Here is a 17,360-nt window from a genome sequence, read left to right on the forward strand (position 1 = left end):
GCCCCTGAAAAGGGGCTGCGATTTTTGCCGGTCTGCGATCCCATGCCGTCCTGTCACCTGTGCGGGGCGACCAAGCAATGGGATGCAGACCTTAAACATCACACAGGTTTTGCTCTTTCGGAGAAATCATGGCAAAGGAAAAATTCGAGCGGACCAAGCCCCACGTCAACGTGGGCACCATCGGTCACGTGGACCACGGCAAGACGACCCTGACGGCTGCCATCGCCACCGTTCTGTCCAAGAAGTTCGGCGGCGAAGCCAAGGCTTACGACCAGATCGACGCAGCACCTGAAGAAAAGGCCCGCGGCATCACGATCAACACCGCCCACGTCGAGTACGAAACGGCCAACCGCCACTACGCTCACGTTGACTGCCCCGGCCACGCCGACTACGTCAAGAACATGATCACCGGCGCTGCTCAGATGGACGGCGCTATCCTGGTGTGCTCGGCCGCTGACGGCCCGATGCCCCAGACCCGCGAGCACATCCTGCTGGCTCGTCAGGTGGGCGTGCCCTACATCATCGTGTTCCTGAACAAGTGCGACATGGTGGACGACGAAGAGCTGCTGGAGCTGGTCGAAATGGAAGTGCGCGAGCTGCTGGCCAAGTACGACTTCCCCGGCGACGACACCCCCATCATCCGCGGCTCGGCCAAGCTGGCCCTGGAAGGTGACGCAAGCGACAAGGGCGAGCCCGCCATCCTGCGTCTGGCTGAAGCCCTGGACACCTACATCCCCACGCCCGAGCGCGCTGTGGACGGTGCCTTCGCAATGCCCGTGGAAGACGTGTTCTCGATCTCCGGCCGTGGCACCGTGGTGACCGGTCGCGTTGAGCGCGGCATCATCAAGGTCGGCGAAGAAATCGAAATCGTCGGTATCCGCGACACCCAGAAGACCATCGTCACCGGCGTGGAAATGTTCCGCAAGCTGCTGGACCAAGGCCAGGCTGGCGACAACGTGGGCCTGCTGCTGCGCGGCACCAAGCGTGAAGACGTGGAACGCGGCCAAGTGCTGTGCAAGCCCGGCTCCATCAAGCCCCACACCCACTTCACGGCTGAGGTGTACGTGCTGTCCAAGGACGAAGGTGGTCGCCACACTCCGTTCTTCAACAACTACCGTCCCCAGTTCTATTTCCGCACGACCGACGTGACCGGCTCCATCGAGCTGCCCGCCGACAAGGAAATGGTGATGCCTGGCGATAACGTGTCGATCACCGTCAAGCTGATCGCCCCCATCGCCATGGAAGAAGGTCTGCGCTTCGCTATCCGCGAAGGCGGCCGTACCGTGGGCGCTGGCGTGGTTGCAAAGATCATTGCGTAATTCTTAGAAAACTAGGAATACACAATGTCCAAGCAAAAAATCCGCATCCGCCTGAAGGCGTTTGACTACAAGCTGATCGACCAGTCGGCTGCTGAAATCGTTGACACTGCCAAGCGCACCGGCGCCATCGTCAAGGGTCCCGTGCCCCTGCCGACACGCATGAAGCGCTTCGACATCCTGCGCTCGCCGCACGTCAACAAGACCAGCCGCGACCAGTTCGAAATCCGCACTCACCAGCGCCTGATGGACATCGTTGACCCGACTGACAAGACGGTTGACGCTCTGATGAAGCTGGACCTGCCCGCAGGTGTGGACGTCGAGATCAAGCTGCAATAAGTACTTCACAGGCCCCTTGCGGGGCCGTTGAAGGGCTTTGATTTAACGCGAACTTGCTTGAAAAGGCAGTTCGCGTTAAAATTTGGGGCTTCGCCTTTCTTGAGCGAAGTTTTATCAACCTTCTTTCGTGCGCAAGGCCTTGGTCATCTGGGGCGGGAGCGCAACGCTGGGCCAATTGCAGTTTCAGCGGCGGAAGTTTTGGAGCAAACAAATGAGTCTGAGCAACTCCCTCGGGTTGCTGGGTCGCAAGGTGGGCATGATGCGTCTGTTCACTGATGATGGGGACGCAGTGCCTGTCACAGTGGTGGATGTGTCGAACAACCGCGTGACTCAGGTCAAAACCCAAGAGAACGATGGCTACGTGGCCCTGCAGGTCACTTTCGGTTCGCGCAAGGCATCTCGCGTGACCAAGCCAGAAGCCGGCCACCTTGCCAAGGCAGGTGTCGAAGCCGGTGAAGTGATGGGTGAATTCCGCGTGACCGAAGAAACCGCTGGCAAGTACGCCGCAGGCTCCGTCCTGCCCGTCGCCGAGCTGTTCTCGGTGGGCCAGAAGGTGGACGTGCAAGGCACTTCCATCGGTAAGGGCTTCGCCGGCACCATCAAGCGTCACAACTTCCGCTCGCAGCGCGCCTCGCACGGCAACAGCCGTTCGCACAATGTTCCCGGCTCCATCTCGATGGCCCAGGATCCAGGTCGCGTGTTCCCGGGCAAGAAGATGACCGGCCACATGGGCGATGAAACCATCACCACCCAAAATCTCGACGTGGTTCGCATTGACGAAGCACGCCAACTGCTCTTGATCAAGGGCGCTGTTCCGGGCTCCAAGGGTGGCTTCGTGACGGTGCGCCCCGCCATCAAGGCCAAAGCTTCCAAGGGAGCGAACTAATGCAGCTCGAACTCCTGAATGAACAAGGCCAGGCCGCATCCAAGTTTGATGCGCCCGAGACTGTTTTCGGCCGTGAATTCAACGAAGACCTCGTCCACCAGATCGTGATCGCCTACCGTGCCAACGCACGCCAGGGCACTCGCGCTCAGAAGGACCGCGAGCAGGTTCGTCACACGACCGCCAAGCCGTTCAAGCAAAAGGGTACCGGCCGTGCTCGTGCCGGTATGTCCTCCTCGCCTCTGTGGCGTGGCGGCGGCCGCATCTTCCCGAATCTGCCTGAAGAAAACTTCACGCAGAAGATCAACAAGAAGATGTACCGCGCCGGCATGGTTGCCATCCTGTCGCAGCTGGCCCGCGAAGGCCGTCTGGCCGTGGTGGACTCGCTCAAGCTCGAAAGCCCCAAGACCAAGGTGCTGGCCGACAAGTTCAAGGCCATGAACCTGGAATCGGTCATGGTGATCGCTGAAGAAGTCGACGAGAACCTGTACCTGGCTTCCCGCAATCTGAAGAACGTGTTCGTGGTCGAGCCGCGCTACGCCGACCCCGTGTCGCTGGTGCACTACAAGAAAGTGCTCGTCACCAAGGGTGCGATCGACAAACTCAAGGAGATGTTCGAATGAGCACGCTCAAGTTTGACGAAGGTCGTCTGATGCAGGTGTTGGTTGCTCCCATCGTGTCCGAAAAGGCCACCATGGTTGCAGAGAAGTCCAACGCCGTGACGTTCAAGGTGCTGCAGAGCGCCACCAAGCATGAAATCAAGGCCGCCGTGGAACTGATGTTCAAGGTGGAAGTTGCTGGTGTCTCCGTGGTGAACATCAAGGGCAAGACCAAGCGCTTTGGCAAGACCACCGGCCGCCGCGACCACGTTCGCAAGGCCTACGTGATGCTCAAGCCCGGTCAAGAGCTGAACCTGTCCGGGGAGGCTGCGTAATCATGGCTGTTATCAAGCTCAAACCGACGACCCCCGGCCAACGCGGCACGGTCAAGGTCACGCGTGACCATCTGCACAAGGGTGCAGGTTTCGCCCCCCTGCTGGAGCCTCAGCACCAGAAGTCGGGCCGTAACAACAACGGTCACATCACCACCCGTCACAAGGGCGGTGGCCACAAGCACCACTATCGCGTGGTGGACTTCAAGCGCACCAAGGACGGCATCCCCGCCAAGGTCGAGCGCATTGAGTACGACCCCAACCGTACGGCCCACATCGCTCTGGTGTGCTATGCCGACGGCGAGCGTCGCTACATCATTGCTCCGCGCAACCTGGAAGTCGGCGCAACGATCGTCAGCGGTTCGGAAGCCCCGATCCGCGTGGGCAACACCCTGCCGATCCGCAACATCCCCGTGGGTTCGACCATCCACTGCATCGAACTGAAGATCGGCGCTGGCGCGCAGATCGCCCGTTCGGCAGGTACGTCGGCTACGCTGCTGGCCCGTGAAGGCATCTACGCCCAAGTGCGTATGCGTTCCGGCGAAGTGCGCAAGGTGCACATCGAATGCCGCGCGACCATCGGTGAAGTCGCCAACGAAGAGCACAGCCTGCGCCGTCTGGGCAAGGCCGGTGTGAAGCGCTGGATGGGTATCCGCCCGACCGTTCGCGGCGTGGTGATGAACCCTGTCGATCACCCGCACGGTGGTGGTGAAGGCAAGACCGGTGAAGGTCGTCACGCTGTTGACCCATGGGGCAACCTGACGAAGGGCTACCGTACCCGTAACAACAAGCGCACGCAGTCGATGATTGTGTCGCGTCGTAAGAAGTAAAGGGTAGCAAATGACTCGTTCTCTTAAAAAGGGTCCGTTTGTTGACCATCACTTGCTGGCAAAGGCCGAGAAGGCCGTCGCCACCAAGGACAAGAAGCCCGTCAAGACCTGGTCGCGTCGCTCCATGGTTCTGCCCGAGTTCATCGGTCTGACCATTGCCGTGCACAACGGCAAGCAGCACGTGCCCGTGTATGTGACTGACCAGATGGTCGGCCACAAGCTCGGCGAATTCGCGCTGACCCGTACCTTCAAGGGTCACCCGGCGGACAAAAAAGCCAAGAAGTAAGGAATAGAACATGTCTGAAACACGTGCTGTTCTCCGTGGCGTCCGCCTGTCTGTGGACAAGGGTCGCCTGGTCGCGGACCTGATCCGCGGCAAGAAAGTGGACCAAGCCCTGAACATCCTGACGTTCACGCAGAAAAAAGCTGCCGTGATCATCAAGAAGGTGCTCGAGTCCGCCATCGCCAACGCCGAGCACAACGACGGCGCCGACATCGACGAACTGAAGGTCAAGACCATCTTCGTCGAACAAGGCACCACGCTCAAGCGCTTCACCGCGCGTGCAAAGGGCCGCGGCAATCGCATCAGCAAGCCCACGTGCCACGTGTACGTGACGGTTGGCAACTGAAAGGCCTGGGAAGAATATGGGACAGAAAATCCATCCTACCGGCTTCCGCCTGGCTGTTAGCCGCAACTGGGCCAGCCGTTGGTACGCAAGCAACCGCGACTTCGCCGGCATGCTGGCCGAAGACATCAAGGTGCGCGAGTTCCTGAAGGCCAAGCTGAAGAACGCCGCCGTGTCGCGCATCCTGATCGAGCGTCCTGCAAAGAACGCCCGCATCACGATCTTCTCGGCACGTCCTGGTGTCGTGATCGGCAAGAAGGGCGAGGACATCGAGAACCTGAAGAAGGAACTCGCAACCCGTCTGGGCGTGCCCGTGGCTGTGAACATCGAAGAAGTGCGCAAGCCTGAAATCGATGCCAAGCTGATCGCCGACTCGATCTGCCAGCAGCTCGAAAAGCGCATCATGTTCCGCCGCGCCATGAAGCGTGCGATGCAAAACGCCATGCGTCTGGGTGCCCAAGGCATCAAGATCATGTCTTCGGGCCGTCTGAACGGTATCGAAATTGCACGCTGCGAGTGGTACCGCGAAGGCCGTGTGCCACTTCACACGCTGCGCGCCGACATCGACTATGGCTTCTCCGAAGCCAAGACGACCTACGGTGTGATCGGTGTGAAGGTCTGGGTCTACAAGGGTGACACGCTGGGTCGTAACGACCTGCCGGCAGCCGAGACCCCCCGCCCCGAAGAAGAGCGTCGTCCTCGCGGCCCCCGCCGCGATGGTCGCGGCGATGGTCGTCGTGACGGTGCTGGCCGTGGTGCCCGCCGCCCCGCAGGCGCTAACGCAGCACCTGCAGACGGCAGCGACAAGCCCGCCGGCGCTGGCGCTGATTCCGTTAAGCGCGTTCGCAAGACTGACGCGCCCGCTACAGCAGCGGACGGTAAAGGAGAATAAAGATGCTGCAACCTGCTCGCCGCAAATACCGCAAGGAGCAAAAGGGTCGCAACACCGGTATTGCAACGCGTGGTAACTCCGTTGCTTTCGGTGACTTCGGCCTGAAGTCCACTGACCGTGGTCGCCTGACGGCACGTCAGATCGAAGCGGCTCGCCGCGCGATCTCGCGTCACGTCAAGCGCGGCGGTCGTATCTGGATCCGCGTGTTCCCGGACAAGCCAATCTCTACCAAGCCCGCAGAAGTGCGTATGGGTAACGGTAAGGGCAACCCCGAGTACTACGTGGCCGAAATCCAGCCCGGCAAGGTGCTCTACGAAATCGTGGGCGTCCCTGAAGAGCTGGCTCGTGAAGCGTTCCGCCTGGCCGCTGCAAAGCTGCCGCTGCGTACGACCTTCGTGTCCCGTCAAATTGGTGCCTAAGGAGAACAACATGACGAAAGCTGCTGAACTCCGCCAAAAAGACGTTGCCGGCCTGGAAGCCGAAGTGAAGTCCCTGCAAAAGGCTCACTTTGGTCTGCGTATGCAAAAGGCCACGCAACAGCTGGGTAACACGAACACGCTGCGTACCACGCGCCGTGACATCGCCCGCGCCAAGACCATCCTTGCTGAAAAGCAAGCCGCCAAGTAATCAGGAAGCCGACATGACGGAAGCTAAAAAATCCCTCAAGCGCACCTTGATTGGCAAGGTGGTCAGCGACAAGCGTGCCAAGACCGTGACGGTCATGGTTGAACGCCGCGTCAAGCACCCGATCTATGACAAGATCATGATCAAGTCCAGCAAGTACCACGCTCACGACGAGCAAGGTGAGTACAAGCTGGGCGACGTGATCGAAATCACGGAAAGCCGCCCGCTGTCCAAGACCAAGAACTGGGTTGCTACCCGCTTGGTGCAAAAGGCTGCTCTGGTGTAAGCCTACCTAGGCCCACCGGCTGCAAAGCCACAGGAAACGACCCACAATGTGGGTCGTTTTTTCGTTTGGGGACCGCCATTTCGGCAGCCCCCGGTTTTGCACCACAAAGGAGATAGAGATGATCAAAGTCGGAGATGCCCTGCCCGCTGCCACCCTGATGGAATACGTGGAAGTCGAAGGCAATGGCTGCAGCATCGGCCCCAACCCCGTGAAGCTGCCCGAAGCCGCTGCAGGCAAGACCATCGCGGTCTTCGCCGTGCCCGGGGCATTCACTCCCACCTGCTCGGCCAAGCATGTGCCCGGCTTCGTGGAGCAGGCCGAAGCCTTCAAGGCTGCCGGCGTGGACGAGATCTGGTGCCTGTCGGTCAACGACGCCTTCGTGATGGGCGCATGGGCCCGCGACCAGAAGACCGATGGCAAGGTGCGCATGCTGGCCGACGGCGACGCCGCATTCGCCAAGGCCACCGGCCTGACGCTGGATCTGAACGGCAAGGGCCTGGGCCTGCGCAGCAACCGCTATTCCATGCTGGTCAAGGACGGCAAGGTCGTCACGCTGAACGTGGAAGGCCCTGGCAAGTTCGAGGTCAGCGACGCGGCCACTTTGCTGGGCCAGGCCAAGGCCTGATCGCGCTGCCGGCCTTCTGGCCTGCGCACCGCGCTATTGCGAAAAAAGGCATTGCACCCGGGTGCAATGCCTTTTTGTATTGGGGGCGCTGGTTCAGCCAGGCCGGCCTAGAAAATATCGGCCTTGAGGTAGTGCGCCCCCGCGATGGGGTTGTGATAGTAGGGCGGGATTTCCTCGAAGCCCAGGTCGACGTAGAGGGCGCGGGCCGATTCCATGTCGTCCAGCGTGTCCAGCAGCACATGGTCATAGCCGGCCTGGCGCGCCACATCAAGCATGGCTTCGGCCAGCTGCCGACCCAGTCCGAAACCGCGAAAGGCCTTGCGCACGAACAGGCGCCTCATCTCGGCGGCATTGGCGTAGTCGCAGTTGTCCAGGGGGCGCAGGGCGCAGCAGCCGGCCACTGCGCCATCGACCCTGGCCAGCAGGATGTGGCCGCGCGGCGCAGCGTAGTCGCCGGGCAGATCGGCGATCTCGGCCTCGAAATCTTGAAATTGCAGATCGACATCCAGGCTTGCAGCGTACTCCCGGAAGATCTGGCGGACTTCGTCCCAGTCTTCCGCGGGATTCGGCGCCAGCAAGGCGACAGCAGGCTTGTCCACGGGCACTCAGCTAAAACGACGGAAAGCGCAGTGTAGCGGCAAGCGGCCCACCTCTGGCTGCGCCGTCAGAAAGCGCCACCAAGCTGCTGTATCCACCATGCCGCAGCGCCTGCCCCGAAGGCCAGGGCCAAGGCCAGCCAACGGCTGCCTGCCGTGTCGCGTGAGGCGGGTACTGGCGCGGACAACTGTTTGTCCCCGGTCACCATGGCTCGCACCAGGCCGCGCCCGCGCCAGGCATAGAACACGATGGCCAGAAGATGCAGGGCCACCAGTGCGTACAGCAAATACTGTCCCCAATGCGCGTGATAGGCCGTGGCCTGCGCCACCGTGCCGCCCGATGCGAAGCGGCTCAGCGGCCCGGAGAACGCAATCTCGTCATCGCTGAGCAATCCGCTGCCTACCTGGGCGATCAGCACCGCCAGCATGGCCAGCACGGACAGAGCGCCCAACGGGCTGTGGCCTGCGCTGTCGCTCTCCGCTCCTTGTCCGCGCAGATGGCGCAGCAGGGCGGAAGGTGCATGGATGAAGCTGGCAAAGCGCGACCAGCGGCCACCCACCAGGCCCCACAACAGGCGAAACAGCAGCAAGGCCAGCATGACATGGCCCAGCAGCAGATGCCAGTTCATGGCATTGCCGCCCAGTTTGGCCGTCACGACCAGGGCAATCACGGTTGCGGCCAGCAGCCAGTGAAACAGCCGGGTGGGCAGGTCCCAGATGCGGACCTTGTGCTTGGCGGCGCCTTGTGCGGTCGGTTCTTGTGCCATGGCATGAGCGTGTGGGTGGGAATGAGTGCATTGTGCCGACCTGCATTCCGGAGCCGGCAGTCAATGCACCCTGGCTGCGGTCAATCAAAGCTGCGCCCGCAAGGCGTCACTGCCATACTGGCCCGGCAGATTTCCCCACACTCGAAAAGGAAAACCACGATGAAGAAAGTTTCTGCATGGGCGCTGGCCGCCCTGGTGGCCGCTACCGCGCTGCCGGCTTCCGCCCAGTTTGCCAAGTCCGAGGACGCCATCAAGTACCGCCAGGGCGCGCTGGCCGTGCTGGGCCAGCACTTCGGTCGCCTGGGTGCGATGGCGAACGGAAAGATCCCCTTCGATGCCAAGGCGGCCCAGGAAAACGCCGAGGTGGTGGCCTTGATGGCCAAGCTGCCCTGGGCAGGTTTCGGCGCAGGCACGGAGGGTGGAAAGGCCAAGCCTGAAATCTGGAAGGAGCAGGCCAAGTTCCAGGATCTGTCGGAGAAGATGCAGGCCGAGACGGTCAAGCTCGCTGCTGCGGCCAAGTCCGGCAACCTGGACCAGCTCAAGGCGGCCTTCGGCCCGGCCGCTGCCAGCTGCAAGGCCTGCCACGACAGCTTCCGCAGCCGCTGATCGGCATGCAGATGCAAAAAAACCGGCGTGATGCCGGTTTTTTTCTGGGCTTGCCTGCGCCGTATCAGGCTTCGGCCAGCAGTTTCTCGATCAGCCGGTGCAACTCGGCGAAGTCAGGCGCTCCCACATAGCGCTTCACGATGTCGCCGCGCTTGTTGACGATGTAGGTGGTGGGCGTCAGCTGCACATCGCCCCAGGCGCGGGCCACGGCGCCGGTGTTGTCCAGCGCCACCTTGAACGGCAGCTTGCGCGAATCGGCGAAGTTCACCACATAGCTGGGCGGGTCGTAGCTCATGGCCACGGCCAGGGTCTCGAAGCCCTGGCCCTGGAATTTCTGGTGGGTGGCGACGATCTCCGGCATCTCGGCCACGCAGGTGGTGCAGCTGGTGGCCCAGAAATTGACCAGCGTCACCTTGCCCTTGAAATCGGCCGTGGTCTGCTTGCTGCCATCCAGCAGCACGAAGGTCGATTGCGGCGCCGCCGTCTGGCCTGCGCCCGAATACACCCATGCGCCCATTCCGGCGGCTGCGGCGATCACCACGCCTGCGATCCAATGTTTTTTGCTTGCCATAGCGACGATTGTGCCCAAAGTTGTGCCCGTAGGCCTGCACGCATGCCGTGCACCGCGTTTCGATGCGCGGCAAGGGCAAAAGTTCGGGTCTCGGTCAAGCGGGCCGTGTCGATAATGCCGGCATGACATTGATGGAAAGCTTTTTGATCCCCATGGCAAGGCTCCGCGCTCCTGCCATGCGGCTTGCTGCCGCTGTGTTGGTGTTGACGCCCTTGGCCGCATGCAGTCCCCGGCTGGATTGGCGGCAGGTTGCGGTCGAGGGCACGCCACTGCGTGTGCTTTTGCCTTGCGATCCGCAATCGGCCACCCGGCCGGTGGAACTGGGCCAGGGCATGGGCACGGTGCAGATGTCCATGATGGGATGCGACGCCGATGCGTCCACCTACGCGGTTTCCCACTTCCTGGTCAGCGAGCCCTCCAGGGCCGCCGAGATGCTGTCGTACTGGCAGGCGGCCGTGCTCGGTCAGATGAATCCGGGTGCGCCGGGACAGGCGCCGGCCGGCGCCAAGCAATTGCGCTCCAAGGAAGATGGCTCCTTCGTGCCTGCAGGCGCCTTGAATCTGCCGCAGTCGCTGCGCACCACGTTTGAAGGCGTGGGTCCCCAGGGCTGGAAGCTCACGGCCCATGGCGTGTGGTTTGCACGAATGGAGCCGGCGGGCGCGCGCCTCTACCATGCCGTGATCTACAGCGACAAGCCGCGCACAGACGAGGCCAACAACTTCTTCGCCAGCCTGCAACTGCAGTAGCAACAGGTTTGGAGCCACGGATGCGGGAGGCAACTGTGGCATGGAGCGCAGCGCAGGCGCGCCGTTTGCCCTGCATGCGCCTTCGCACGCCATAATCGACTCCGAACCCTGTGACTTCATGACCACGCGCATCCTTTTGTTCACCCACGCACCTTTGGCCCAGGCACTGCGCGAATGCGCCCTGCATGTGTTCGCCGACAGTGCCGAGGACGTCCTTGCCCTGGATGTGCCCGCTCAGGAGCCGCCCGAGGCCACCCTGATGCGTGCCGAGCAGTTGCTTGAAGACCATGGCGGCCTGCTGGGGCTGCCCACGCTGGTGCTGACCGACCTCTTTGGTGCGACGCCCTGCAACGTGGCGCAGCGCCTTGTGGCGCAACTGCCTGCCGGGCGGCTGGTGGCCGGAGTGAACTTGCCCATGCTGCTGCGCTCCATAGGCTATCGCCACGAGGCGCTGGAAGCCGTGGCCGAGCGTGCCTTGGCGGGAGGCAGCCATGGGGTGATGCAGGTGGGCGTGAACACGCCTCAGAACCAGAGTCCGCGACCATCCAATGATCAAGACCCCTATCACCATCAGCAATAAACTGGGCCTGCACGCCCGCGCCTCCGCCAAGCTCACCAAGCTTGCAGGCAGCTTTCCCTGCGAAGTCTGGATGAGCAAGGGCGAGCGGCGCATCAATGCCAAGAGCATCATGGGCGTGATGATGCTGGCTGCCGGCATGGGCTCCGAGGTGCTGCTGGAGACCGACGGAGCACAGGAGCAGGAAGCCATGGATGCGCTGACCGCCCTGATCAACGACAAGTTTGGCGAAGGCCAGTAATGTGCCTTTGCGGCGCTGGCAGGCGGTGAGCGCAACAGAGCAACACGCGCTGGAACTGGACGATGCCGCATTGCGACGGTCCGGGGCCTGCGCAGCAGCAGGCAAAGGACAGGCGCAATGACGTTTGCAATCCACGGACTGGCCGTGTCACGGGGTATCGCCATAGGGCGTGCGGTGGTGGTGGCCTCCAGCCGCATGGAGGTGGTGCACTACTTCATCCGGCCCGACCAGGTGGACGCGGAAATCGACCGTGCCCGCAGTGCGCGCAATGCCGTCATCGACGAGCTGCGCCGCCTGCAGGATGAAATGCCCAAGGATGCGCCGGGCGAGCTGGATGCCTTGCTCGACGTCCACCTGCTGCTTTTGCAGGACGAGGCCCTGGCCGCCGCCATCAAGCACTGGATATCCGATCGCCTCTACAACGCCGAATGGGCGCTGACCACGCAGCTGGAGGTCGTCTCGCGCCAGTTCGACGAGATGGAGGACGAATACCTGCGCGAGCGCAAGGCGGACCTCGAGCAGGTGGTCGAGCGCATCCTGCGCCATATGAAGGGCATGGCCAGCCCCGTGCCCGCACCGGCCGAGCTGTTGGCAGTCGAGGCAACGGGGGAGAGCACGCCGCCGCAGCAGCCGCTGCTGCTCGATGGCGCCACCGAGGCGCCCCTGGTTCTGGTGGCGCAGGACCTGTCGCCAGTGGACATGCTGCAGTTCAAGAGCCGGTTGTTTGCCGGCTTCATCACGGCCGTGGGTGGCCGCACTTCGCACACGGCCATCGTGGCGCGCAGCATGGACATTCCTGCCGTGGTCGGCGCCCGGGCTGCGGGGCAACTGATCCGCCAGGACGACTGGATCATCATCGACGGCAATGCGGGGGTCGTCATCGTCGATCCCTCACCCATCATCCTGGCCGAATATGGCTTTCGCCAGCGCCAGAACGAGCTCGAGCGCGAGCGCCTCTCGCGCCTGCGCCACACGCCTGCGCTGACGCTGGACGGAGAGCGTATCGAGCTGCTGGCCAACATCGAGCAGCCCGGCGACGGGCCTGCGGCCGTGCATGCGGGCGCGGTGGGCGTGGGGCTGTTCCGCACGGAATTCCTGTTCATGGGGCGTGGCGGCAACCTGCCCGGCGAGGAAGAGCAATACCGGGCCTACCGCGAAGCCGTGGATGGAATGCAGGGCATGCCCGTGACCATTCGCACACTGGACGTGGGCGCCGACAAGCCGCTGGACAAGGCCCAGCCCAAGGACTACTACCTGAACCCCGCGCTGGGTCTGCGCGCCATCCGCTGGAGCCTGGCCGATCCGGCCATGTTCCGCACCCAGCTGCGCGCCATCCTGCGTGCTGCCGCGCATGGGCAGATCCATCTGCTGTTCCCCATGCTGGCCCACCAAAGCGAGATCGAGCAGACCCTGGCCCAGGTGAGGTTGGCGCAAAGCGAGCTTGACGCGCGCGGCGTGGCGCACGGCCCGGTCAAGCTGGGCGCCATGATCGAGGTGCCTGCGGCAGCGCTGATCGTGCGCACCTTCCTGCGCTATTTCGACTTCCTGTCCATCGGCACCAACGACCTGATCCAGTACACGCTGGCCATCGACCGCGCCGACGAGACCGTGGCCCATCTCTACGATCCCCTGCATCCCGCCGTGCTCAAGCTGGTGGCGGATGTGATCGCCGAAGGAAGGGCGCAAGGCAAGAGCGTCTGTGTCTGCGGGGAGACCGCCGGCGATGTGGCCATGACGCGCCTGCTGCTGGGCCTGGGCCTGCGCAGCTTTTCCATGCATCCGGCGCAGATCCTGGTCGTCAAGCAGGAAATCTTGCGTGCCGACACACGCAAGCTGGCCGCCTGGGCGCAGGAAGTCCTTCGTTCGGACAGCCCGGCAGCGCTGCTGAGCCCATGACTTCGGTCAAGTGAAGGCGCGAGGCAAAAAAATCACAACTTCAGTTGCGATTGATTCTCATTCGATGTTATGATCCGCTCCAATGCAGCAAGAAGCTCTCTGGTGGGGAATTCGAGCTGCAAGCTTTTTCAGTTTCATCGTGGGGCGACTCGCCAGGCCTGTTCAGCCTGCAGCAAGTCGGTTTGCCAGCCAGCGGTCTGCCGGTTAGCCAGGCTTTTTTTCTACGTGGAACGGGAAAGCACGATTGCATTCAATTCAAGCAGGGCATGCACGTTGGCCCTGCTTTTTTATTGCCTTCAACTGCGTCGGCATCAGTTGTTTTCCGGCTCAGGATGGCCTCGCACGACAAAGCGCCGCGAAAACCCCAGGGGGCGCGTGACGGCGCGCGGATCGCCAAGAAATGGCAGCCGGAATCCAGGTTCCTGCAGGATTTCGACACTCCAGTCCGTATTTCCCATGAATCGAAATCGCACCAGCGATCGTTCGTCCGATGGCAGCAACGAGAAGCTGCCCGTGGAATACATGCTGCCTATCACGGCCTTGTCGAGTGCGTGCAAATTCTCGTCGAGCAGCGTGATCCGCAGCATCTCCTCCATGGGCGTGTCATCGGTGGTGAACAGAAGGTAGAGGTCGTTCCATTCAAAGGCTGCCTCGAGAATGGTGCCGTCCACCAGAATGGGCGTTGCATTCCCGTTGAGCACCAGGCGGCTTTGCGGTACCTGCCCTGCAGGATGGGATGCGGCGGGCTGCAGTGACAACTGCCGGTCGGAGAGGATGCGCATCTGTTGTCCTGAAGTGTCACCAGAGGAATTCGACGCCTATGGCAGCCAGTGCCCCGCCGACAAAAGCGCCGACCACCACGCAGGCAGGTGCCCCGGGCCCGCAGGCCAGCCCGGCCAGGGCACCACCTGCCATGCCTCCACCGATCCCGGCACCTGTGACGGCCAATTCCTTGCCGGCGGCCTCCACCTTGTTGTCTGCGTTGGCGATGGTGTAGACCGATACCGCAATGGAGAAGACCAGGAGGCCGCGTCCTGCCCGGGAGAGCGTGCGCATTCTCTGGGTGATGGCGGCATTGGACTTGCCGGCGGATTTGACGATTTCGCCATACACGGCGTTTTGCTGGGCCGCCGTGAGGCGATCGAACCGCACGTTGGGGCCGTGCAATTGCTGGGCCTTGCGGGCAATCAGCTCATTGAGCGTCTTGCCCTCGCTCTTGATGCGTTGCGCCATGGCTCTGCCCACGGGGGTGCTGCGGCCTCGGATGATCTCCATGATGACATTGCGGGCCTCCTGGGCCTGTTGTGCAGCCTGTCCCCAGGTGATGCGGCCGCTCGTGGCCTGCAACTGAAGCTCGTTGGCCATGGCCTGAATCTGTCGGGCATAGGCCAGGCGTGCAGATGAGTCCAGCGAGAGATGCACCCCGGCATTGGCAACCTCTGCTTTCAGTGCCTGTATGGCGGCATCGAATGCTGCACGGTCCTTTTGCTCGTCATTGGCCATATGCATTTATCCCTTTGTCAATGGATCGGCGCCCGAACGCCCGAAATCCTGGATTTCATGTCGTTGAGCCGCATTCCTGGGTCGTTCGGATTTTTTTGAATGCAGAAAGCATTCGGAAAATCGGCATCATAAAGAGATCGGGAAATTCATCAACCGAGATGCCGGTGACACATGGCATCGATTGTTTGTTGCTGAATGTGTATTCAGGTCAAAACCGGCGCCTGAATACCATGCCTCCAGACATGAAAAAGGGGATGGCCTGCAAAGGCCATCCCCGAAGTGCGTGAAGAAGGCCGCCCTGCAGGCAGGCGGCCATCGCCGGCTCAGACGCCGGCGGCGTGTGCCTGCTGGTCCGCGTGGTAGCTCGAGCGCACCATGGCGCCCACGGCTGCATGCGTGAAGCCCATCTTGTACGCCTCTTCCTCGAACATCTTGAAGGTGTCGGGGTGCACGTAGCGACGCACCGGCAGGTGGCTGTTGCTGGGTGCCAGGTATTGGCCGATGGTCAGCATGTCGATGTCATGCGCACGCATGTCGCGCATGACCTGCAGGATTTCCTCATCGGTCTCGCCCAGGCCGACCATGATGCCGCTCTTGGTCGGAACCTTGGGGTGCAAGGCCTTGAACTTCTTGAGCAGGTTCAGCGAGAACTGGTAGTCCGAGCCGGGACGCGCTTCCTTGTACAGGCGCGGTGCGGTCTCCAGATTGTGGTTCATCACATCGGGAGGCGCGGCCTTGAGGATTTCCAGCGCACGGTCGTCGCGGCCACGGAAGTCGGGCACCAGGATCTCGATCTGGGTCAGCGGCGAGAGCTCGCGGATGTTCTTGATGCACTCGACGAAGTGGCCCGAGCCGCCATCGCGCAGGTCGTCGCGATCCACGCTGGTGATGACCACGTATTTCAGGCGCAGCTCGGCAATCGTCTTGGCGAGGTTGAGCGGTTCGTTGGTGTCCAGCGGGTCGGGGCGGCCGTGGCCCACATCGCAGAACGGGCAGCGGCGCGTGCACTTGTCTCCCATGATCATGAAGGTGGCCGTGCCCTTGCCAAAGCACTCGCCGATGTTGGGGCAGGAGGCTTCCTCGCAGACCGTGTGCAGCTTGTTGGCGCGCAGGATGTCCTTGATCTCGTAGAAGCGCGTGGTGGGGCTGCCCGCCTTGACGCGAATCCACTCGGGCTTCTTGAGGGCCTCGCCATGCTCGACCTTGATCGGGATGCGCGAAAGCTTCGCTGCCGCCTTCTGCTTGGCCAGCGGGTTGTACTCGGCTTGTGACTGCGCTTCGCGCACGACGGTGTTGGTGGTCATGGTTCTGGATTCAGGGGGCTAGGCGGCGCTGCAACTGTCGTCCCAGCACGCGCGCGGCTTCGTCCCAGGTTGTCTGAACGCCGATTGTAGAAAGGTCCACCGTTTGCAGCCCTGCGTAGCCGCAAGGGTTGATCCGGCCGTAGGGTTCCAGGTCCATGGCGGCGTTCAATGCAACGCCGTGATAGGTGCAATGCCGGCTGACCTTGATGCCCAGGGCTGCAATCTTGCCCAGCCCCGAAAAATCGGGTTGGGGCGCGGGCGAGCCGGGCGCGCGCAGTTGCGGGCGCTGGGGCAGCATGGCATGGCTGCGAGGGTCGTCGAGGCGCACGTAGATGCCGGGGGCGCCTTCCACGCGGTGGCCGGTGATGCCGAAATGCTCCAGCGTGCGGATGACCGCATCCTCGATGCGGAACACGTATTCCTTGACGAAGTAGCCCAGGCGCTGCAGGTCCAGCAAGGGATAGGCGACCACCTGGCCCGGGCCGTGGTAGGTGACCTGTCCGCCGCGGTTGGTGGCCACCACGGGAATGTCGCCAGGGCTCAGCAAGTGGTCACTTTTGCCGGCGAGGCCTTGTGTGAAATGTGCGGAGTGCTCGCATATCCACAGCTCGTCGCGCGTGCCGGCATCGCGTTGGCTGGTGAAGGCCTGCATGGCCTGCACCGTGGCCTCGTAGTCCGTGCGGCCCAGCAGGCGCAGGTCCAATGACTGCGACTGCTGCGCGTCAAGGGTGCTCACAGCACCACTTTCACCAGCGGATGCGAGGTGAAGGCGCGGTACAGATCGTCGAGTTGTTCGCGGCTGGTCGCCGTCACCGTGACGGTGACGCCCAGGTATTTGCCGCTGCTGCTGGGGCGCAATTCAATGGTGCTGGCGTCAAAGGCAGGATCGAAGCGTTGGGCGATCTGGGTGATCTCGTGCACCAGATGCTCGGCCTTGACGCCCATGACCTTGATGGGGAACTGCGACGGGTACTCGATCAGCGAATCCTTGCGCGGGTCCGCGCCCGGCTCGGTGGCTGGGGTGGGGGTAGGGGTGGAGGCGTCGGTCATAGGTGAATCAAGGTTAATCGCTTGGCGTTGGAGGCGATTGTGCGCTATCGTTCGCGGCCATGTCGCAGCCCGGGGCTGCCGCGTCGTCCGCCACGAGAACTCCACACACAACAAACAAGTGGCCTGCGGCGCGAGGCTGGCGCTGTTGGCC

At 62.4% G+C, this 17,360-nt stretch carries 26 protein-coding genes; 18 read left to right on the forward strand and 8 right to left on the reverse strand.

Features of this window, described 5'->3' with window-relative positions:
- Nucleotides 1-128: 128 nt before the first annotated feature.
- From tuf to ACN20X_RS02100, 13 genes are all read left to right on the forward strand, one after another.
- Nucleotides 129-1,319 carry an elongation factor Tu gene (gene tuf / locus ACN20X_RS02040; RefSeq protein WP_016448514.1) on the forward strand — a complete coding sequence of 397 codons (1,191 nt, stop codon included), beginning with the start codon at nt 129-131 and terminating at the stop codon, nt 1,317-1,319.
- A 24-nt stretch (nt 1,320-1,343) separates the two neighbouring features.
- Nucleotides 1,344-1,655, forward strand: a complete 312-nt coding sequence (rpsJ, locus tag ACN20X_RS02045; protein ID WP_003059431.1) for a 30S ribosomal protein S10 — start codon at nt 1,344-1,346, stop codon at nt 1,653-1,655.
- A gap of 211 nt (nt 1,656-1,866) precedes the next feature.
- Entirely contained in the window at nt 1,867-2,541 is a 675-nt protein-coding gene (gene rplC, locus ACN20X_RS02050; RefSeq protein WP_012202329.1) for a 50S ribosomal protein L3, read from the forward strand.
- The gene (rplD, locus tag ACN20X_RS02055; protein ID WP_012202330.1) at nt 2,541-3,161 is read left to right on the forward strand and encodes a 50S ribosomal protein L4; all 621 of its coding nucleotides are present in this window, start codon (nt 2,541-2,543) and stop codon (nt 3,159-3,161) included. The genes rplC and rplD overlap by 1 nt, the downstream gene beginning before the upstream one ends.
- Nucleotides 3,158-3,472 carry a 50S ribosomal protein L23 gene (gene rplW / locus ACN20X_RS02060; RefSeq protein WP_012202331.1) on the forward strand — a complete coding sequence of 105 codons (315 nt, stop codon included), beginning with the start codon at nt 3,158-3,160 and terminating at the stop codon, nt 3,470-3,472. Before rplD ends, rplW begins: the two co-directional genes overlap by 4 nt.
- A 2-nt stretch (nt 3,473-3,474) precedes the next feature.
- The gene (rplB, locus tag ACN20X_RS02065; RefSeq protein ID WP_012202332.1) at nt 3,475-4,299 is read left to right on the forward strand and encodes a 50S ribosomal protein L2; all 825 of its coding nucleotides are present in this window, start codon (nt 3,475-3,477) and stop codon (nt 4,297-4,299) included.
- A gap of 10 nt (nt 4,300-4,309) precedes the next feature.
- The gene (gene rpsS / locus ACN20X_RS02070) at nt 4,310-4,585 is read left to right on the forward strand and encodes a 30S ribosomal protein S19 (RefSeq protein WP_012202333.1); all 276 of its coding nucleotides are present in this window, start codon (nt 4,310-4,312) and stop codon (nt 4,583-4,585) included.
- 10 nt (nt 4,586-4,595) lie between these two features.
- Complete coding sequence (rplV, locus tag ACN20X_RS02075) at nt 4,596-4,928, forward strand: 50S ribosomal protein L22 (protein WP_012202334.1); 333 nt, start codon at nt 4,596-4,598, stop codon at nt 4,926-4,928.
- A gap of 16 nt (nt 4,929-4,944) precedes the next feature.
- The gene (gene rpsC, locus ACN20X_RS02080) at nt 4,945-5,817 is read left to right on the forward strand and encodes a 30S ribosomal protein S3 (RefSeq protein WP_012202335.1); all 873 of its coding nucleotides are present in this window, start codon (nt 4,945-4,947) and stop codon (nt 5,815-5,817) included.
- A 2-nt stretch (nt 5,818-5,819) separates the two neighbouring features.
- A complete protein-coding gene (gene rplP, locus ACN20X_RS02085) occupies nt 5,820-6,236 on the forward strand; it encodes a 50S ribosomal protein L16 (protein ID WP_012202336.1) in 417 nt (138 codons plus the stop codon).
- Nucleotides 6,237-6,246: 10 nt separating this feature from the next.
- Nucleotides 6,247-6,444, forward strand: a complete 198-nt coding sequence (gene rpmC, locus ACN20X_RS02090; protein ID WP_012202337.1) for a 50S ribosomal protein L29 — start codon at nt 6,247-6,249, stop codon at nt 6,442-6,444.
- A 13-nt stretch (nt 6,445-6,457) separates the two neighbouring features.
- Complete coding sequence (gene rpsQ, locus ACN20X_RS02095; RefSeq protein WP_016448513.1) at nt 6,458-6,727, forward strand: 30S ribosomal protein S17; 270 nt, start codon at nt 6,458-6,460, stop codon at nt 6,725-6,727.
- A gap of 118 nt (nt 6,728-6,845) precedes the next feature.
- Nucleotides 6,846-7,352: a peroxiredoxin gene (locus ACN20X_RS02100; RefSeq protein WP_016448512.1), complete on the forward strand. Its 507-nt coding sequence runs from the start codon at nt 6,846-6,848 to the stop codon at nt 7,350-7,352.
- Between the two features lie 107 nt (nt 7,353-7,459).
- On the opposite strand, the gene ACN20X_RS02105 is transcribed toward ACN20X_RS02100, so the two are convergent.
- Entirely contained in the window at nt 7,460-7,951 is a 492-nt protein-coding gene (locus tag ACN20X_RS02105; protein ID WP_016448511.1) for a GNAT family N-acetyltransferase, read from the reverse strand.
- 65 nt (nt 7,952-8,016) lie between these two features.
- The gene (locus tag ACN20X_RS02110) at nt 8,017-8,715 is read right to left on the reverse strand and encodes a cytochrome b/b6 domain-containing protein (RefSeq protein WP_473210251.1); all 699 of its coding nucleotides are present in this window, start codon (nt 8,713-8,715) and stop codon (nt 8,017-8,019) included.
- 159 nt (nt 8,716-8,874) lie between these two features.
- Here ACN20X_RS02110 and ACN20X_RS02115 point away from each other — a divergent pair, with 159 nt between their 5' ends.
- Nucleotides 8,875-9,321, forward strand: coding sequence for a c-type cytochrome (locus ACN20X_RS02115; protein ID WP_473210252.1), 447 nt, complete (start codon nt 8,875-8,877; stop codon nt 9,319-9,321).
- A gap of 64 nt (nt 9,322-9,385) precedes the next feature.
- Here ACN20X_RS02115 and ACN20X_RS02120 read toward each other — a convergent pair whose 3' ends face one another.
- Nucleotides 9,386-9,892: a TlpA disulfide reductase family protein gene (locus tag ACN20X_RS02120; RefSeq protein WP_473210253.1), complete on the reverse strand. Its 507-nt coding sequence runs from the start codon at nt 9,890-9,892 to the stop codon at nt 9,386-9,388.
- A 275-nt stretch (nt 9,893-10,167) separates the two neighbouring features.
- Between ACN20X_RS02120 and ACN20X_RS02125 the strand changes: the two genes are divergently transcribed.
- The 4 genes from ACN20X_RS02125 to ptsP all read left to right on the forward strand — a co-directional run bounded on the left by ACN20X_RS02125 (nt 10,168) and on the right by ptsP (nt 13,352).
- Nucleotides 10,168-10,638 carry a hypothetical protein gene (locus ACN20X_RS02125; RefSeq protein WP_227468475.1) on the forward strand — a complete coding sequence of 157 codons (471 nt, stop codon included), beginning with the start codon at nt 10,168-10,170 and terminating at the stop codon, nt 10,636-10,638.
- 118 nt (nt 10,639-10,756) lie between these two features.
- A complete protein-coding gene (locus tag ACN20X_RS02130; RefSeq protein WP_026061990.1) occupies nt 10,757-11,218 on the forward strand; it encodes a PTS sugar transporter subunit IIA in 462 nt (153 codons plus the stop codon).
- The gene (locus ACN20X_RS02135; protein ID WP_016448505.1) at nt 11,187-11,456 is read left to right on the forward strand and encodes an HPr family phosphocarrier protein; all 270 of its coding nucleotides are present in this window, start codon (nt 11,187-11,189) and stop codon (nt 11,454-11,456) included. Before ACN20X_RS02130 ends, ACN20X_RS02135 begins: the two co-directional genes overlap by 32 nt.
- Before the next feature lie 117 nt (nt 11,457-11,573).
- On the forward strand, nt 11,574-13,352 hold the full coding sequence (gene ptsP / locus ACN20X_RS02140; RefSeq protein WP_349335562.1) for a phosphoenolpyruvate--protein phosphotransferase: 1,779 nt from the start codon (nt 11,574-11,576) through the stop codon (nt 13,350-13,352).
- A 311-nt stretch (nt 13,353-13,663) separates the two neighbouring features.
- Here the strand turns inward: ptsP and ACN20X_RS02145 are convergent, their stop codons facing one another.
- The 5 genes from ACN20X_RS02145 to ACN20X_RS02165 all read right to left on the reverse strand — a co-directional run bounded on the left by ACN20X_RS02145 (nt 13,664) and on the right by ACN20X_RS02165 (nt 17,209).
- The gene (locus ACN20X_RS02145) at nt 13,664-14,134 is read right to left on the reverse strand and encodes a hypothetical protein (protein ID WP_473210254.1); all 471 of its coding nucleotides are present in this window, start codon (nt 14,132-14,134) and stop codon (nt 13,664-13,666) included.
- A 16-nt stretch (nt 14,135-14,150) separates the two neighbouring features.
- Entirely contained in the window at nt 14,151-14,861 is a 711-nt protein-coding gene (locus tag ACN20X_RS02150) for a hypothetical protein (RefSeq protein WP_034368188.1), read from the reverse strand.
- A gap of 317 nt (nt 14,862-15,178) precedes the next feature.
- Nucleotides 15,179-16,159 carry a lipoyl synthase gene (lipA, locus tag ACN20X_RS02155; RefSeq protein ID WP_013800257.1) on the reverse strand — a complete coding sequence of 327 codons (981 nt, stop codon included), beginning with the start codon at nt 16,157-16,159 and terminating at the stop codon, nt 15,179-15,181.
- Nucleotides 16,160-16,169: 10 nt separating this feature from the next.
- Entirely contained in the window at nt 16,170-16,895 is a 726-nt protein-coding gene (gene lipB, locus ACN20X_RS02160; protein ID WP_016453561.1) for a lipoyl(octanoyl) transferase LipB, read from the reverse strand.
- Entirely contained in the window at nt 16,892-17,209 is a 318-nt protein-coding gene (locus ACN20X_RS02165; protein WP_016448499.1) for a YbeD family protein, read from the reverse strand. Before ACN20X_RS02165 ends, lipB begins: the two co-directional genes overlap by 4 nt.
- Between the last annotated feature and the right edge of the window lie 151 nt (nt 17,210-17,360).

It is taken from the genome of Delftia sp. PX-1 (genome assembly GCF_055797465.1).

Bases quoted from the DNA above. Each gene is read 5' to 3' on its own strand.
- tuf (WP_016448514.1), top strand. From the start codon at position 129: ATGGCAAAGGAAAAATTCGAGCGGACCAAGCCCCACGTCAACGTGGGC.
- rpsJ (WP_003059431.1), top strand. From the start codon at position 1,344: ATGTCCAAGCAAAAAATCCGCATCCGCCTGAAGGCGTTTGACTACAAG.
- rplC (WP_012202329.1), top strand. From the start codon at position 1,867: ATGAGTCTGAGCAACTCCCTCGGGTTGCTGGGTCGCAAGGTGGGCATG.
- rplD (WP_012202330.1), top strand. From the start codon at position 2,541: ATGCAGCTCGAACTCCTGAATGAACAAGGCCAGGCCGCATCCAAGTTT.
- rplW (WP_012202331.1), top strand. From the start codon at position 3,158: ATGAGCACGCTCAAGTTTGACGAAGGTCGTCTGATGCAGGTGTTGGTT.
- rplB (WP_012202332.1), top strand. From the start codon at position 3,475: ATGGCTGTTATCAAGCTCAAACCGACGACCCCCGGCCAACGCGGCACG.
- rpsS (WP_012202333.1), top strand. From the start codon at position 4,310: ATGACTCGTTCTCTTAAAAAGGGTCCGTTTGTTGACCATCACTTGCTG.
- rplV (WP_012202334.1), top strand. From the start codon at position 4,596: ATGTCTGAAACACGTGCTGTTCTCCGTGGCGTCCGCCTGTCTGTGGAC.
- rpsC (WP_012202335.1), top strand. From the start codon at position 4,945: ATGGGACAGAAAATCCATCCTACCGGCTTCCGCCTGGCTGTTAGCCGC.
- rplP (WP_012202336.1), top strand. From the start codon at position 5,820: ATGCTGCAACCTGCTCGCCGCAAATACCGCAAGGAGCAAAAGGGTCGC.
- rpmC (WP_012202337.1), top strand. From the start codon at position 6,247: ATGACGAAAGCTGCTGAACTCCGCCAAAAAGACGTTGCCGGCCTGGAA.
- rpsQ (WP_016448513.1), top strand. From the start codon at position 6,458: ATGACGGAAGCTAAAAAATCCCTCAAGCGCACCTTGATTGGCAAGGTG.
- ACN20X_RS02100 (WP_016448512.1), top strand. From the start codon at position 6,846: ATGATCAAAGTCGGAGATGCCCTGCCCGCTGCCACCCTGATGGAATAC.
- ACN20X_RS02110 (WP_473210251.1), bottom strand. From the start codon at position 8,715: ATGGCACAAGAACCGACCGCACAAGGCGCCGCCAAGCACAAGGTCCGC.
- ACN20X_RS02115 (WP_473210252.1), top strand. From the start codon at position 8,875: ATGAAGAAAGTTTCTGCATGGGCGCTGGCCGCCCTGGTGGCCGCTACC.
- ACN20X_RS02120 (WP_473210253.1), bottom strand. From the start codon at position 9,892: ATGGCAAGCAAAAAACATTGGATCGCAGGCGTGGTGATCGCCGCAGCC.
- ACN20X_RS02130 (WP_026061990.1), top strand. From the start codon at position 10,757: ATGACCACGCGCATCCTTTTGTTCACCCACGCACCTTTGGCCCAGGCA.
- ACN20X_RS02135 (WP_016448505.1), top strand. From the start codon at position 11,187: ATGATCAAGACCCCTATCACCATCAGCAATAAACTGGGCCTGCACGCC.
- ptsP (WP_349335562.1), top strand. From the start codon at position 11,574: ATGACGTTTGCAATCCACGGACTGGCCGTGTCACGGGGTATCGCCATA.
- ACN20X_RS02145 (WP_473210254.1), bottom strand. From the start codon at position 14,134: ATGCGCATCCTCTCCGACCGGCAGTTGTCACTGCAGCCCGCCGCATCC.
- ACN20X_RS02150 (WP_034368188.1), bottom strand. From the start codon at position 14,861: ATGCATATGGCCAATGACGAGCAAAAGGACCGTGCAGCATTCGATGCC.
- lipA (WP_013800257.1), bottom strand. From the start codon at position 16,159: ATGACCACCAACACCGTCGTGCGCGAAGCGCAGTCACAAGCCGAGTAC.
- ACN20X_RS02165 (WP_016448499.1), bottom strand. From the start codon at position 17,209: ATGACCGACGCCTCCACCCCTACCCCCACCCCAGCCACCGAGCCGGGC.